The organism is Ructibacterium sp. SJQ-7, from assembly GCF_054696575.1.
In genome coordinates, this window is the sequence record NZ_CP195193.1 from 976,729 (window position 1) to 993,755 (window position 17,027).

The 17,027-nt window shown below is 38.2% G+C and carries 11 protein-coding genes; 1 reads left to right on the forward strand and 10 read right to left on the reverse strand.

The genetic code is table 11. The features are described 5' to 3' along the window. Positions 1 to 265: 265 nt before the first annotated feature. From ACSAMO_RS04345 to ACSAMO_RS04380, 8 genes are all read right to left on the reverse strand, one after another. Positions 266 to 1,873: an MBL fold metallo-hydrolase RNA specificity domain-containing protein gene (locus ACSAMO_RS04345; RefSeq protein WP_117968026.1), complete on the reverse strand. Its 1,608-nt coding sequence runs from the start codon at positions 1,871 to 1,873 to the stop codon at positions 266 to 268. A 122-nt stretch (positions 1,874 to 1,995) separates the two neighbouring features. Continuing rightward, positions 1,996 to 2,454: a low molecular weight protein-tyrosine-phosphatase gene (locus ACSAMO_RS04350; RefSeq protein ID WP_499209921.1), complete on the reverse strand. Its 459-nt coding sequence runs from the start codon at positions 2,452 to 2,454 to the stop codon at positions 1,996 to 1,998. A gap of 187 nt (positions 2,455 to 2,641) precedes the next feature. Next, positions 2,642 to 3,343, reverse strand: coding sequence for an AbiTii domain-containing protein (locus ACSAMO_RS04355; protein WP_499209922.1), 702 nt, complete (start codon positions 3,341 to 3,343; stop codon positions 2,642 to 2,644). Continuing rightward, entirely contained in the window at positions 3,343 to 3,549 is a 207-nt protein-coding gene (locus ACSAMO_RS04360; protein WP_499209923.1) for a hypothetical protein, read from the reverse strand. The genes ACSAMO_RS04355 and ACSAMO_RS04360 overlap by 1 nt, the downstream gene beginning before the upstream one ends. 271 nt (positions 3,550 to 3,820) lie before the next feature. Further along, on the reverse strand, positions 3,821 to 4,540 hold the full coding sequence (locus ACSAMO_RS04365) for a site-specific integrase (RefSeq protein WP_499210086.1): 720 nt from the start codon (positions 4,538 to 4,540) through the stop codon (positions 3,821 to 3,823). A 108-nt stretch (positions 4,541 to 4,648) separates the two neighbouring features. Beyond that, a complete protein-coding gene (locus ACSAMO_RS04370) occupies positions 4,649 to 5,875 on the reverse strand; it encodes a 6-phosphofructokinase (RefSeq protein ID WP_499209924.1) in 1,227 nt (408 codons plus the stop codon). Between the two features lie 43 nt (positions 5,876 to 5,918). Continuing rightward, positions 5,919 to 8,282, reverse strand: a complete 2,364-nt coding sequence (locus ACSAMO_RS04375; RefSeq protein WP_499209925.1) for a glycosyl hydrolase family 95 catalytic domain-containing protein — start codon at positions 8,280 to 8,282, stop codon at positions 5,919 to 5,921. Positions 8,283 to 8,366: 84 nt separating this feature from the next. Further along, positions 8,367 to 13,997, reverse strand: a complete 5,631-nt coding sequence (locus ACSAMO_RS04380; protein WP_499209926.1) for an MGH1-like glycoside hydrolase domain-containing protein — start codon at positions 13,995 to 13,997, stop codon at positions 8,367 to 8,369. Positions 13,998 to 14,151: 154 nt separating this feature from the next. Between ACSAMO_RS04380 and ACSAMO_RS04385 the strand changes: the two genes are divergently transcribed. Beyond that, positions 14,152 to 14,994 (forward strand): AraC family transcriptional regulator, encoded by an 843-nt coding sequence (locus ACSAMO_RS04385; protein WP_499209927.1) that lies wholly within the window; start codon positions 14,152 to 14,154, stop codon positions 14,992 to 14,994. A 180-nt stretch (positions 14,995 to 15,174) separates the two neighbouring features. Here the strand turns inward: ACSAMO_RS04385 and ACSAMO_RS04390 are convergent, their stop codons facing one another. Both ACSAMO_RS04390 and ACSAMO_RS04395 read right to left on the reverse strand, forming a co-directional pair. Next, on the reverse strand, positions 15,175 to 16,413 hold the full coding sequence (locus ACSAMO_RS04390) for an IS256 family transposase (RefSeq protein ID WP_499209267.1): 1,239 nt from the start codon (positions 16,411 to 16,413) through the stop codon (positions 15,175 to 15,177). Positions 16,414 to 16,572: 159 nt separating this feature from the next. Continuing rightward, positions 16,573 to 16,851: a hypothetical protein gene (locus tag ACSAMO_RS04395; protein ID WP_499209928.1), complete on the reverse strand. Its 279-nt coding sequence runs from the start codon at positions 16,849 to 16,851 to the stop codon at positions 16,573 to 16,575. Positions 16,852 to 17,027 lie beyond the last annotated feature (176 nt).

Sequence of the window (17,027 nt, forward strand, 5' to 3'; positions counted from 1 at the left end):
ACATAGTCGACTGTGGGGTGGCTTTCTTATGCTTTATGCTTTTGCCACCACTCCGTCTCTTCGTGACACCTCTCCTCAAGGAGAGGCTTTTTGTATGGCTCCCATTGAGGGGAGCTGTCGACATAGTCGACTGTGGGGTGGCTTTCTTATGCTTTATGCTTTTGCCACCACTCCGTCTCTTCGTGACACCTCTCCTCAAGGAAAGGTTTTTTGTATGGCTCCCATTGAGGGGAGTTGTCGACGCAGTCGACTGTGGGGTGGTTATCTATCTTTTCCACTTTTCAGACAACATATCAATCTGGTCTGCGAACTTTGCCAAATCTTTATTGGCCATTCCCTCACAACTTCTTGCAACTGCAAGCAATCTTTCCGCCGCGGCAATAAGTCTGCCGAATACAGTCGCAGCACGTTTTGTAGTTTTCTTTTTCTGCACGCGTATGCCGTACGTCTGTACAACCACTTCACCTGTCAGCAAATCGTAACAAGTACCGCTGTACGGTGCAACAGAATTATAGCCGTATTCATTTCTGATACAATCGGTAAATTCATCGCAAGACTTTTCCTCGCCATGATTAACAAAAACAATTTCAGGCTTTTTCTTAAATGTTTTAAGCCACTTTATAAGACCGTTCTTGTCTGCATGTCCGCTTATTCCGTCAAGCATTTTAATTTCGGCATTTACTTCTATATCCTCACCAAACAATTTTACATTCTTAATACCGTCACACAACATTCTGCCGAGCGTTCCCTCTGCCTGATAGCCGACAAACAAAATCAAACATTCTCTTCGCCACAAATTGTGTTTTAAGTGATGCCGTATTCTTCCCGCCTCACACATACCGCTTGACGATATTATAACTTTCGGCTTTTCGTCAAAATTAATTGCAACAGACTCATCAGTTGAAACGGCAAGTTTTAATCCGCTGAATGTAAGCGGATTTATACCGCTGTCCACCAACGCTCTTGCTTCTTCGTCCAGACATTTTACGTCACACTGTAAAAATATCGCGGTAGCCTCATTCGCCAAAGGACTGTCCACGTACACAGAAAAATCACCGTAACCTTTTACAAGATTTTGTTCTTTAATCTGACGTATATAGTATAAAAGTTCTTGCGTTCTGCCTACAGCAAATGACGGTATAACAACATTTCCGCCCCTGTCAAATGTTCTCTGAAATTCCCCCGCAAGCAATGTTATATAATCAGGTACTTCCGTATGAAATCTGTTTCCATAGGTGGACTCTATAACAAGATAATCGGTATCGTCCGTATCATAAATCGGAGTCGGGTCTTTTATAATCGGTTGATTTGTATTTCCCACGTCACCGCTGAAAACTGTTTTCTTTGTAATACCGCTTTCTGTTATCCAAATTTCTATACAAGACGAGCCGAGCAAGTGACCTATATCGTGAAATCTTATTTCGACATTTTCCAAAATTCTTATTTTCTCATCATAATTACACGGACGGAATTGCTGAAGCACACCGATAGTATCGTCCATATCATAAATCGGAACATATTCTTCCCTGCCGGCACGCTTTGCTTTTCTGTTTCGCCATTTCGCCTCAGTTTCTTGAATATGCGCACTGTCCGGCAACATTATTTCGCATAAATCGGATGTTTCATTCGTCGCGTAAATTTTACCGCGAAAACCGTTTTTGTAAAGTAACGGCAAATTACCCGAATGGTCAATATGTGCATGAGTAAGCAATACACATTCAATATCATTTGGATTTACGGGGATTTCTTGATTTTCAAATATATCAGCACCTTGTTCCATTCCGCAGTCAACAAGAATATTTTTTCCGTTCGTTTCTATTAGCGTACAACTGCCCGTAACTTCGTGTGCCGCACCTAAAAATGTGATTTTCATACTAACTCACTTCCTTTCTATTTTATTTATACCACCGATTTCGGCTTTAGTAACAAATAAATTGTATTTTTTTATATTTTAATGTATAATATTTTTGAGGTGTTTGGTATAAAAAAAGAGCTTTAAAGCTCTTTTTTTATTTCCTTGAGTAAAGCAGTGTAACCTTCAAGTACATCATTGTATGTCACATCAAAATCACCTGTGTACCATGGATCCGCAATATCTCTCGGATTGTCGGACCAATCAAGTAAAAGGTGTATTTTGTTTTCGGTATCATTCGGTAACATACGTTTCATATTGCGTAAATTGTAACTGTCCATACCGATAATGTAGTCATATTTGGCATAGTCGGATTTTTTTAATTGAACCGCATATTTTCCGTCAACGGAAATACCGAATTCCGCAAGCTTTTTGCGCGTACCATAATGTACACCGTTCCCGATTTCCTCTGTACTCGTCGCCGCAGACGCTACGTAAAACTCATCACTAAGCCCTGCCTTTTTAACTAAATCTTTCATCACAAACTCCGCCATCGGCGACCTGCATATATTGCCGTGGCAGACAAATAGTATCTTTATCATTTTTCAAGTGCCTCCTAAAATGCTAAGTTTTGCCCTGATTTGCCCCGATTTGCCGAGTGTAGCAGAGCGGTTATTTTGCCCTGAACTCTGTCACCAAAATCCGAAACGGGGCAAAATACGGCAAATTGATGCCGTCAATCGTAGTAAAAACGTAGTAGGAATTGGGGGTGGTTACTACTGTGGGATTTCAATTTTCTATGCTAGATGCAATATTAGAATCCTTTATCTTATTTCCGTCTCCAATATTTACTCTATTATCATTAAATATTATTAGTTGTAATTGATTAACTATTCTTTCATTCTCATCAGCCGATTTTGAATCTACATCAATGTCTAAATCATCCAAAACACCGAACTCTTTTTCTAAAAGAATTAAAATGTCAAGTAATTTATTCTCAATGATAGAAAATATATTATGTATACAATGATTACCTATTTCAACTCTTGCGGATGTAATTATCATATACGGGTCATTATTATAATGTGCTATTATAGGAAAAAAATCAGCATTAACAGTTTTACCAATATTGCCATCCGAAGAATTACATTTTTTCGCAAGCTGACTCAAGGCTTCAACCCCTTCTTTGAAATATACCGTTAATAAATCATCCTTAAGTTCCTCTGGCATCTTCCCAAGTGGTATGGAGACATTATTCCATTTCATATGAGATACCATAGAACCTTTAAAATATGACCCCACAAGTTGCCCTTGAACAATTCTGTAATCTGGTATTGTCGATTTTTCAGAATAACCTGTAATTTCATAATTAATCCACGTGTTTAACTCTTCGTTTTCGAATTCTGATAATAACACTTTAGTTCTCTTCAAAGCAGTGAGTGTATCTACAGTTCCATTGGCTAACTCTTTGATTATTTTGCTTTTAGGCATTAAAACGCCCCCTCTATAAAACATATTATTTTACTCCAAAATGAAAACAGAAGAACAATACCTGCTATTAAAGATATTAAAAATCCACATATAACAGGATGTTTTTCATAAAAAGTTTTCTTTATAGTTGGAGATTCTTTTACTTCTAATTTTTCTATGATATTTGAATTCTTTATTTTATTGTTGTTACCAATATTTATAGACATATTCCCTCCAAATTTTTACCTAATTCTTGAAACATATCCTGAATATATTAAAGAATGTATTCATTATTAAACCAAAAAACACTATACTGTCATAATATCTTCATTAGGCAACTTTTGTTATCAGTACTTCTATTATTTTGTGTGTATACATATAATAATTATACCACATCCCACTCATCATATCAATTCACAATACCGACAAAATATAACAAAAAAACGAAAAACAGCACCCAAGCCATAGCCTGAGTGCCGTCTATGCAGTGTATATTCATCATACCACTCTGAACATCTTCTGCGTTACCGTTTTTCTGCCGGAGGTTTTATCAAGCTCCTTCCTTGCGTTCTCCAAGTCCTCCACACGCTTAAGTTCATCTGTTGCATCCTCAAGTCTGAGATGCGTATAGGTGTTGAGTGTAACTCCTATTTCGGAATGTCCCATAAGGTATTGCAGTGTTTTTGGATTCATTCCCGACTTCGCCATGTTTGAGCAATATGTGTGCCTGCAAATATGCGGTGTGATGTTGGGCATTTGTATTCGGTATATGTCATTGTATCTTTTTACCATGTGATTAAATCGATGTTCCCAGTGCATTGCCACTAATGGATTTCCGTTATCGTCTAAGAATAAAAATCCTGTGTAACCATCAATCATTTTCTCAAATTTAGGTTTCGGTCTATCATCGATAATAGCTTGAAAACAACGAGCTACATCTTCCGTCATCGGCAGCTTTCTCGTTCCGGCATTGGTTTTGGTGGATTCAATGACAAGTCTCATATCCGGCATTCGCTGAATTTGATGATCAATGTTGATGATACGGTTTTTCAAATCAATGTCACTTAATGTCAACCCACAGAACTCCGAAATACGCATTCCGGTGTGAAAAAGGATATAAACCACTTCATAGTATTTGCAATACACATTATCATCGTGAACGAACTTTAGAAATTTTCTCATCTGATCCCTTGTGATAGGGTATTCTATTTTTTTGATAAATAAAGTTTTTCATCAGACCTGTAAACAGGTTTCTTGTTTTTTATTCTATTCATATCTCCTGTACATTAGTAAATTATTTGTGAGTATTTACCATTATCAAACTAATCAATTATATAAATGACTCGGCAGACCGTCTACCATAATAGGCGACAATTCGGCTTGTATCAGTGGACGCGCGTATGACAAAAATTCAGGCGACACATATGTACCGTTATCAGTTATCCATTCCAAAGGTACTTTTTTCTCAATGTTTGCGATTTTGTTAATATCAAATGGCTGAGTGGTACACTGATACGGATTGTTTGTAACACGGTTAAATATAATCATTTTGCCCGTTTCACCTCTGAACGAAGCTTCAACCGCGTGTCCGCCTGCAACAAAGGCTTCTGTTATATCTACTCTTGAAACCATATGAGAGCCGCAGCGTTGGAGAATATTCAAATCTATCGCGCGCGATTTGCAGCCAAATTCTTGTGTTATTGTATTTGACAGGAATTGTGCCGTACCGCCTAATGCGACGTGTCCGAAAGAGTCTTTAAATTGTGATTGACTTGATATAAGCTCGCAGACATATCTACCGTCCTTTAACTTTATACCCTCAGAAACCGCAACAACTATCGACTTTTTATTTTTTCTTAAATTTTCTATGCTTGAAAGGAAACTGTCAACATCAAATACTTTTTCAGGCAGATATATCAAATCAGGACCGATACAATCCTCTCCCTTGCTAAGTGCAGCCGAAGCTGTAAGCCAGCCTGCGTTTCTTCCCATAATCTCTACAATATGTATATTTTGATTTCCATACACATTTGCGTCCTTGATTATTTCTTTCATAACCGTTGCGATAAATTTTGCCGCGCTTCCGTAACCGGGAGTATGGTCTGTTTCGGCAAGGTCATTATCAATAGTTTTTGGTACACCCATAAATCTTATGCTGCTGTTTATTTTTTCTCCGTAATGAGATAGTTTTTTAATGGTATCCATTGAGTCGTTTCCGCCGATGTAGAAAAAATGTTCAATTTCAAGGTCATTTAGCATTTTAAAGATTTTTATGTATATTTCCTCATTTTCTTCTATTTCAGGGAGTTTGTATCGGCAAGAGCCGAGATATGCCGACGGAGTTCTTTTAAGTAATTCAATATGCAAATCTGTCTGAATATGCTCCGACAAATCTACATATCGTCCTTCAAGAAATCCCGCAATTCCGTTCTGCATACCGAATACTTTATTTGCGCCCCTGTCGCGGGCAGTTTTAAATACCCCTGCAAGACTTGAATTGATAACAGCTGTTGGTCCGCCTGACTGACCTACAATAACATTTCCGTGTTTCATTTTTTTGTTTCCTTTCTTATAGATAGATGTTATTACTTTAATTTTAAAAATATTTATTCGATAAAATCAATTTATCACCTTTTATAAAATCAATTTCAGCCGTTCTACCGTTTTGTGAGATAATATTTTTGTTGTTACAAATCATATTATTCGCGCAAAATGGAGGCAGTTCGATTATTATATTAAATGTTTTGCTTGCTGTTAATTCTGCTTTAAACTCATTTTGAGGTATATTCCATTCCATATCAATAGTGCCGCCCTCAAATCTCCAGCCTGTAATTTTTCCGTGCTGCATATCATCGCTTAGAGCCGGAAGAAGTTTTATCAATTTCTTTGAGGAATACAAAATCATTTCCTGCACTGCGTTTACATATCCCATACTTGCGTCAAGCTGAATAGGAGCGGCAGAGTCCATTTCCAAAGACAAATCCATTCGCCGCCAATCATTATGCAGCGTGAAAAAATTAGTCTGCATACAGCTTCTTACGAGACTATTTAAGCAGTCCATTGCGTCATTACCGCGATTAAATCTTGCATATATTGACGCCATATGTGCCTGCGACCAACCTGTTTGCGCTCCCATATCTCTTAAATCAACCGCTTTTTCAAATGCTGATATAATATCATCATTTGTTGTTATTTCATCACCCGGAAAAACAGGATATATATGCGATAAATGCCTGTGATAATATCTGTCCTCAAAATTATCGTTCTGCCATTCTTTAACGGCTCCGTCTTTATTTACACCATATTCGGGAATGGAATTTACGATGTTTTCCCATATTTTAATTTTTTCGTCGTATATATTATGCTCAACGCATAGCTCAATTAAATTTGTAAACAATTCCTTGATTATCGCAAAATCCATAGTGGAATTAACCGCGCTTGTCATAGGGTGCGCCATATCTGCGTTGTCTTTTGGAATAAAATTAAGAGGTGTATTTTCGGGCGAAACACTCGGATATATTTTTATATGTCCGTTTTTGTCAAACACAATAAAATCCTCGTAAAAATCCGCCGCCGCTTTCATAAACGGTAAAACAACACTATGCAGATATTCGGTATCTCCCGTATAGGAATAATATTTATAATAATGCTGCGCCAGCCAACCCGCTGCGCCCGTCCAATTCATAATTACAGGCACAAGCTGACACGGAAGCGGCATATTCGGCGTTGTTCCTGCTGGAATAAATATACCATTACAGCCGTAAAGTTTTTTAGCGCACTCCTCAAAGCTGTCAAGTCTGCTTATATAATACTCTAATAATGCTTTGTTAAGCTCCTCCAGATTGCCGATATTAGCGTGCCAATACATCATCTGTATATTTTCATTTGCCATATTATGACTCCATACAGCTTTATAATCTCCGCACCATAATCCGTACATAGAAAACGGAAATCCGTCCTTAGAACTTCCCGATATAAACAAATACCGCCCGTACCGCCATAGTTTTTCGATAAGCTCATTCGGAGATTTGCCGCTATACGCTTTTAACATAAGTTCCTCATTCGATAAATCATTGTTCTCAAACAAGTTAAGCTCCGCACTATGATACAAGGCACTGTGAAGCGAAATATGACGGTTTAGATAATATTCATAGCTGTTATTCTCAAATTTCAACTTGTCTTTATCAGGACAGCCATTTACAAACACCTTTATTTTAATAAGAATATCAGACGCACAATTTACATTGATACGATTTTCAATGTTTTTAATATCACCGTCAGCACTTTCGATTTTTACCGCCGCACCGTATGGTTTTTTATTGGTATTAAGCGATTTATAAATGATAATATTACTGTCTATTTCAGTACGGCTATGTTCCTTTACATATTGATATGTTTTGTCGGAGCTGTCGGTAGCTGTTGGAACATCTAATGAAAATACAGCGTCCAAGAAAGGCTTATCTGCCTGTATTCTAAGAAGTATCATATCGTCTTTTCGTGATACGAATAAATCTTTTTTTACCCACACATCTTTTTCACGAAATTGTGAGCTTACTTCGCCTGTTTCCATATTGACAGCGCGAAGATAATCAGAAAATCCTGTAAAGCCTGTAAAAGACATATTAAGTTCTGCAAGTGGCAGCGGATAACCGCGCTCATTGTTATATCCGCTTTCTGTAAGCGCATTTGTTAAAATCCAATTTGCCGTATTGAAATCTCTGTTATCCATTGCTTGACGTGTCTTTGTCAGACTTTTGCTTATATCAGGGAGAGGATTACATTCCGTACCCGTCCATAAAGCACTGTGATTTATAAGCACACTTTCGCGTTTTGTGCCGCCGTACACATTTGCGCCTATTTTTCCGTTACCGCTCACCAAACCCTCGCGCCACAAGGCTTTATGCCACGACGAGGGGTATTTCATTGTAATTACATTTATGTTTTTATTTATCAGTTTCATATTATCCTCCTTGAAGTCTTATACTATAAATGCCAATCCGAAATATTCCGAATTGGCATTTATAAAATATATATAGAGAGAGAGTTAACGCAAAATCTTTGCTTCTGTAAGCGGCTTCATATTCTCTAAACTGTTCCATAAGAACGCTTTAATATAATCTCCGCTTTCAATCGCTGAATTTGAATATGTAATGTTATATTCGTTGGCACTATTAGCCGTTACTGTATGCTTTTCGGTTTTCAATTCCTTTAAAGTTCCGTTTTCATCATACAATGCAATCATCATATTTACGGGTATATCCGTTTCACCGTTATTTTTTATAGCAGAAGTTGCCGTAACTGTTTCTCCTGCGGTTAATTCTGTTTTGTCAAATTCTATCTCACCAACCAAGAACGGTTCTTCAAATTCTCCCTTTACAACTGTTATTCCTAACAGACCTGCTAAGACCTCGCTTGAAAGACATTCAAAGTCAACGCTTTCTATTTGATTAACCTTGCCAAAGTCAAGAGCGAGAATATTTGAATGTGCCTTGTCGCCAAGCATTTGTACATATCCCGTTTCCGCATACGGTTTTGATTGCTGATAATTGAGCCAATCGTCAATATTATCAGGGTTTGTAAGCGGAAGTATCTCCTTTGTTCCGTCTTTCATATTGACTGTAATTCTCGCGTTTTCAATTCTGCTCTGCATATTGTTTGTAGATACGCTTAACATAAAGTAAATCTTTGAGCCGTCTGCATTAACGGGAATATTCATTTTGTCTGGGAATTGATTATACAGCGATACAAACGCCGCGTTGTTTCCCTCTGATGATGAAATTTTAAACGGAACACCTATATTAGTTGTATATTCACCGCCGCTTGACGGTAAATTAAGACTGCTCGGAACACCGTTCGCGCCCCTGCCCGGCTCCCACCAAGCGCGTCCATTCGGAAGAACTGTTCTTTCCGCGTCAGACGACCAATAAAACCTTTCAAGTCTGTAATGCTCGTTGCCCTCATAAGTGAGGTCATATGTATTTTGGTGAAGTGTTCTCAAATCCTGATTTACAACGCCGTCAAGCGATATTGTCTGATACTGCTCCGCAGTATTTGTTACGGTATCCTTTAAATCCCAAGCGGTAATTTCGCCGTAAATTGTATTGTCTATATCTCCGCTTAAAACTACTGTAACCTTATTATTGCCGGGTGTTAAATCGGTTTCATTTTCAATCGGTACAAGAATTTCATTGCTTGCGCCTTTTGCAGCTATTGTTATATTTTCTTCTGTAACTTTTCCGCTTACGGTTGACAATACAGCGTTTAATGTAAGCTGTTTTTCAGTGTTATTTGTGAGCTTTACTTTTATTCCTGCATTTGCGCCTGTAACTATTTCCATATCGGTTAATTCAACCGCGTCCTTAATTTCAAGGTCAACAGGCAATACTGCTGTCATATCGTTTTTCTCTACCGTAACAAAGAATGTATGGTGTCCTGACTTTTCGCCCAAGTTTACTGTTATTGTATCTGTGCCGATACCATCTGTATTTACAATTAAGCTCTGCGGGTCTGAAATGGCTGTAATTTTGCCGTTTGATTTAACAGTATAATCAGCATTTTTACCGCCGACAGCTTCCGTTTCTACTTTTGCGATTTCGTCATTTGCGTATGTTACCTCGACAACCGCGCTGTTGCCGACAGGAGTTTTTACATTCACAAAATTATCGACAGTGTAGTCTGTTACCTCCGTGCCGTTTACCTTAACGCTTGTAATTTTCGAGCTTCTTGTCGGAATGTGCATTTCATAGCTTAAATTTTCTTTTGATGTTACACTAAATTTATCTGTGTTATTTTCGTATGTATAGTCATAGCTTACAGCGTCCATTTTTATAGACGCATATTTCCAATCTGCGGGGAAGCCGGGCTTTATATCAGCTTTTGAGCCCGGAACATTTACTTTTATTCCAAATATACCCTCTGCCGCTGTTCTCGCATATTGAGATGTACAGTCTGCAAAGTCAATATGACCGTTATTTGATAAATCAGACTTTACGATATGCTGAACAGTTCCCTGACCTGCCGAGCTTCCTTTCATAAGGGGAACAATACAAGCTCTAAACTGTTTCATTCCCATTTCGCGCTGACCGTTTTCAAAATATGCAAGGGCATTATTCATAACCTCCTCAACATACAATCCGTCGCTTGAATAATATTCGGGAAGTCTATTTGAAGAATACTTAAAATCTATATTATCCCAAATTTTATCTAAGTTTGCAACACTCGGAACAGCGTAATCGGTAAATCTCATCATTTGATATACCTGCTCATCAGTCGCAATACCCATATCAACAGGAGTATATATTGAAGATAAATCAGGCGCGGCGTTAAGTCTGCCGTATCCAAAGCGTTCCTTTACCTCGCCGAATACGCCTGTGTCAGCGTTCCAAAGCTGCTCGTTCATTTCCTTTTTGATTAAATCAGCCTTTGTCTGATATGCTGCCGCGTCATCTGTCTTACCGAGCTTTGACGCGATTTTTGCCATTGTATTATACGCTCTCCAAGTATATGCGGTTGCTATTGAGCCTGCGCCGCCGTTATTCCATTTATTATCGGTATTCCAAGCATCAAGCCAATTTTCATATAAATTTGTTCCGGGAACCTGCATATAATCGTCCATAAATTTCAGGTGTCCGGCGATAAAGTCATATCCGCCCTCGTCTGAAAAGAACGCGTCATCTCCCGTCCAATCCCAATACTGCATTATAATGTCTACCATTACAAGGCTCATATTATAACGTCCGTCGTGAGATGGATATGCCCATATTCTTCCTGTATCTTTCTCCTGTCTTGCAATATAATTTTGAATATTAGTTTTTATTCTGTCGCTCCAGCCTGCGTTTACAAAGCAATAGCCGCCGCGCCAACCGCCTTGTCCGTTATGCCAGCCGATTGCCCCGTGAGTTATAACAGGATTATCCCATATGTTATCCATTGCCATAACCTGAGCGCGCATAGCTGAATTGATGTACGGGTCGGGAGTATCAATTTTTATAGTTTCCGCAACACCTTTGAAATAGCTTATACTATCGTTAAATATTTCTCTTGCGTTTGTCTGATACTCATTAAAATATTTGTTTTCAGACGGACTATCTGTCGTAATCATCATATACACCGTATTTTCGGTATTACCGTCAGTCGTACCTACTACCATTGGCTGATTTGCCGCTGTTGAGGTTAATAACGCGTCCACTCCTGAACTGTACATTGACGAGTCCTTTGCGGCATAATTCATTTTTACATTTGATGTGCCGCTTATTGTAGCATATGAGCCTGTGATACTGAATGAATTATCAGTAAAGGTCGGAACAGTTGAATTTGTATCAGACGGACTAAATTCAAGTGCGCTTGAATTTCCACCCGTAGGCTGTTTACTGTCTATTCGGTTTCCGCCTGCCGCTGCAACTACCAGCTTATCCTTTACACTGTCGGGAAGCTCCGCTTTTACAAGCATAGCGTCGATTTTGTCCGAGCGTGTATATGTCAGCTTTATTTCACCCTCAAAGGAACTGTCTTTTATGACATATTCCTCGTGTCCGTTTACATATCTTGCAGTTATGTTGCTCATTTCATCAAGCCATTTTCCGTCCTTTATTCCAAGAAACATATGAGCGAAACGGAAAAAACTTGTGCCTGTACCTGCGTTTGACAATACCAATTTCGGTCTGTCGCCGAGATAATAGATATATCTGAACGAGGTTTCGCCATCATCGTTTGTATGCGCCGCATATATAGGACGCGTATAATTTTTGTTTCCGTTATCAATTTCAAAGCCGCCGTCAACAGGCTTGTATGTAAACGGATTTTTTGTAACTACAACCTTTAAGCTGCCGTTTATATCAGCAGTTGAAGCGGTAACCGTTATGGTCTGTTCTGTTGCTGCGCCGTCTGCTGTAATCATAGCCTTTGCGCTGTCAAAGGTTATGCCGTTATTGTCATATGCTTCCATACTCCAAGAAAAGTCAGTATCTTTAATCTCAACGCCCTTTTGGTCGTATGCCTTTGCGGTATATGTAAAGCTCTTTTCACCGCTTTTCGGTATTTCTATTGACATATCACCGTCTACGGCGATTTCTGATAATACAGGCTTATATACTCTTACCGTCTTGCTTGCGGTTATATCGCCTGATGTTGCCTTAATTATAACGTCGCTGTCGCTGTTTGCTGCGGCTGTCAGCACTCCGTTTTCAAAGGTGATACCGTCTGTCATATTTTCAGCGTTCCAGCCGCTTAATTCCTCTGACGGCATTTCCACTCCGTATTGGTCGAATATTTTTATTGTATAGGTTTCACTTACCTGCGACGCGGTTTGTAACATATCCGCTCCGATTATATCTATTTTAGAAGCAGTCATTTTATATGTTTCTATTTCTTCTGAAATTTCGTAAACATTCGGATTATCTGCTAATTCAACCTTTACCTTAAAAGAGCTTGCCGCTGCTGATGAAGTTGAAGAAATAACACCTGTGCTTTCGTTTATGCTTATTCCGCTGTCGTTTAATTCTGTACCGTCTACATTTAAAAGCGACCATTTAAGCGGTATATTATATGCTTCGCTGCCTGCCTTGTCATAGCACTGTGCGAAAAATTCTGTGTTGACAGTGCCTTTATTTGGTATCGGAAGCTTTTCCGCCGGATTTACCAGACTTACAGAAGTCGCCGAGCCTGCCTGTGCTATGGTTATTTTTTTGCTGTCATATACCGCGCCGTCATAGCTTAAAAGTCTGACATTGTATTCAGCTGCTTTCGCGTCGGAACTTACAGTTAAAACGCCTGTCGCGGGATTTAACGCTACGCCTGTCGGTAAATTCTCCTGCAAGCTTTCTGTATCATTTGAATTATAAAGCTCAAACTTTACCAATTCTTTTGACAGCGGTTCATAGCTTGATAAATCAACGCCGTTAAACGAAGCCGCTGCGACAAGATAGTTTACTGTTTTTGTTGTTCCCTCGGCGGGAATAGAAACCTTGCTTATATCGTCTGTTACTCCGATAGTAACCTCCGTCGGCGCAGGTTTATATACTTTCATATTTCTGACGTCAACCGCGCCGGAGCGTATATCGCTTTCGCCGTTTACTTTGTTTGTAACATTAAATTTTGAAAATATTGTATTCTTTAAATTTCTGATTACTTTTTCTGATTTTGTCGCTTGTGCTTCCTCGTCTGTACCTGCCGCCTTAGTATAGCCGACCATACTTGTTGTTCCGTTTGCAAGAAATTTCACATTATACCATTTATTCGCTTCCGCACCCTGATACATAGTATCGTAGCTTGACGGATTACCATATTTGGTTTTTATTTTCTCTCCGTCAAAAATGACAGTAGGGCCAAGCTGCGAGCCGCCGTATAATTCTACAACACCCGAATTTGCGTCTGCAAATCTTACGTCAAATTCTGCGACATATACACTGCCACCGGGAAGTGTCGTATCAACCTTTCGCGTTACTTTTTGTTCCGTATCTGCCGCAATATAACGCATATACGGAATTTCCTCATCGGGTAAGATTTCCATATTTCCTGTCTTGCCCGTCCACTTGTTATTTTCCGAAGTAAAATTTTCGTTCAGATACATCTGCAATTCTTCCGCGTTTGCATTTAAGGCAATAGCCGGAGTAAATGCGCATATCATCTGTATAGATAATATTGCGGACAAAATACGTTTGAAAACTTTTGATTTCATAGGTGTGCCTCCTTAAATTTATTGTTAATTTTATTATACAATATCACCTTGCTTTTGTATATGTCAAAATAGTGCCTGTTTTATGATAAATTCACGCATCTTTATATTGCGTTGATTTCCGCAATATGATATACTAAAAGCAGGGGGTGAACGTATGAATAAAACTATCCGATATTCTTCGTTTGAAAATAAATTTGAGGTGATATACAGGAATGAAATTCCTACAATTCAAATGCCGCCGCATACGCATAATGCGATTGAATTGTATATAAATTTGACACCACTGTCAAATATACTGCTCGGTGATAATGTAATGCCGCTCAAAGAAAATTCGCTGCTTATAATACCGTCATATTGCATTCATCAGTTCACACAACTTCCTGACCGTGAGTATGAACGCTATATTATAACTATCAGTACGGAATGGCTTGAAAATTTTATAGCGGATAATAAGCGGTACAGCTATTTTACCGATACAAAAAATCCTATCGTTATTACTCTTGATGTTAAGCAAAAAGCATTATTGCTTAACCGTATGCAGGATTTTATCGCCTGTAAAAACAACGATACCTTTTCGGAAATATCAATATTTTTTGATATTCTGCAAATAATAGACGGACTAATTTATACGCACGCCGAAAATGACGAGGCGGAAAAGAGAGTTACAGGAACGCAGCAAACAGTAAATCAGATTATCAAGTATATAAACGCGCACCTTGTTGAGAATATTCATCTTACAGATATTGCAGAAAAGTTTTATTTAACACCTAATCATATATCACGAATTTTCAAAAAGCATACGAATACGCAAATAAGCAATTATATTATTTTACAGAGAATGACAAAGGCAAAACAACTTTTTCGTGAGGGATTTACAGTTGCGGAAGCGCAGACAGCAACAGGATATTCAAGCTATGAACATTTTTTCCGTACCTTTAAAAAGAATGTCGGTATGACACCAAAGGAATATATAAATGCGTATTATAATCCCGACTAATGATTTTTGAAATATATAAAAAAAACCACCCGCACATCACGGGTGGTTGTTCGGGTCTATATCTTATTTTTTGAGTATTCTTCAAGTTTTGTGTAAATACAAAATAGTGCAGAAAAATTTATTTAAGTGGACGGAATTAAATTCCGTCCGCTTTTACATTATCAGAAAAATCAGCACTTGTCAATAGCTGATTCTATCAGCGAAGAATATCTCCAACTGAGAATGAATCTCGCCCCAATCACGACGTCGACCTGTCCATTTTTTCGTGATGTCCATCATTGCAAGGTACAGCATCTTAAACAAGCTATCATCTGTAGGAAAAACCCCCTTGTTTTTAGTCACTTTTCTAAGTTGACGATTGAATCCTTCTATCGTATTGGTTGTGTAGATAAGTGTACGCACTGCTTGGGGATACTTGAAATATGTGGATAAATGAACCCATTTATCTCGCCAGTTATCAGCGATTTTTGGGTATTTTCCTCCCCATATTTCATCAAATCGGTCTAATTCTTGTAATGCGGTATCCTCATCTATCGCTGCATAAACACGCTTTAAATCTGCCATAAGTGCTTTAATATCTTTGTATGACACATATTTTGTTGTATTACGGATTTGATGGATTATGCATTGCTGTATTTCTGTTTGCGGAAAGACTGCTTCAATCGCATTGGTAAATCCGCTTAGTCCGTCAATACAAGCAATTAAAATATCATTTACTCCTCGATTTTTTAATCCGTTTAAGACAGAAAGCCAGAATTTTGCACTCTCGTTTTCACCAACCCACATGCCAAGAACATCTTTTCTGCCATCTAAATTTATACCTATTGCTATGTATACAGCCTTTTTTACTATACGTCCTTCGTATCGCACATGATAATGTATTGCATCCATAAATACAACTGCATATACTTCTTCCAAAGGACGTGATTGCCATTCCTTAGCTATTGGCAAAATTTTATCTGTAACACGGCTTATGGTACTGTCAGACACATCAAGTCCATATATTTCTTCAATGTGTGCTGCTATATCATTTTCTGTCATTCCTTTGGCGTACATTGATATGATTTTTTCTTCAATATCTCCCGACAATGTTGTTTGATGTTTTTGAATAAGCTTAGGTTCAAAATCACCATTGCGGTCTCGTGGAATATCTATATCCATGTCTCCAAAACTGGTTTTCATGGTCTTTTTACTGTAACCATTGCGACTGTTATTGGTTTCTTTGTTGCGATAATCGTACTTGGAATAGCCTAATTCTTCGTCAAGCTCTGCTTCAAGACCGCCCTCTAAGGCAGCCGCAACAAAAGATTTGAACAAATCTTGAATATCGTCCATATCTTTGATGTTCAATTCTTTCATAAGTGCTTTTGTGCGTTCTTTTCGTGCAATTTCTTCCGGTGTTCTTTTTCTTCGTGGCATAATTAAAAACCTCCATTTAGTGTATTTCTATTCTACACCATAATGAAGGTTTACACAATACTTGAAATTGACTCTATTTTTTTGAAACCCATTCTGCCATTGATTTACCGACTGACTTACCGAATTCGTTATATGCGTGTTGATTATAATGGTATTGGTCTACCACCGCTGATTCTTGATAGCCTCTAATATTCTATCAATTCCGGTCCCTGACAATTTTAATATCTCTGCATTTATACTTGATAACTTTCCATCCAAACCGGCTAATTTAGCAGATAGTTCTTGTCTTTGTGCCGAATATTGTGCCTGTTCCAAATTTAATTCCTGTACTCTCTTTGCATTATTCTCATTTTCTATTCCTTCACAAGATGCCTCAATTTCTCTAATCTTCAGAAGAATTTCATCTCTCTGTGAAGTTAATATCTGCAATTCACTCATACAATTTTAACCTCCTCATATTATACTTTCTCCAAGTGACAGAATATATAATTCTGATTGCTTTATAGCACTCTTTTTATACATTATACCACATCCCACTCATCATATCAATTCACAATACCGACAAAATATAACAAAAAAACGAAAAACAGCACCCAAGCCGTAGCCTAAGTGCC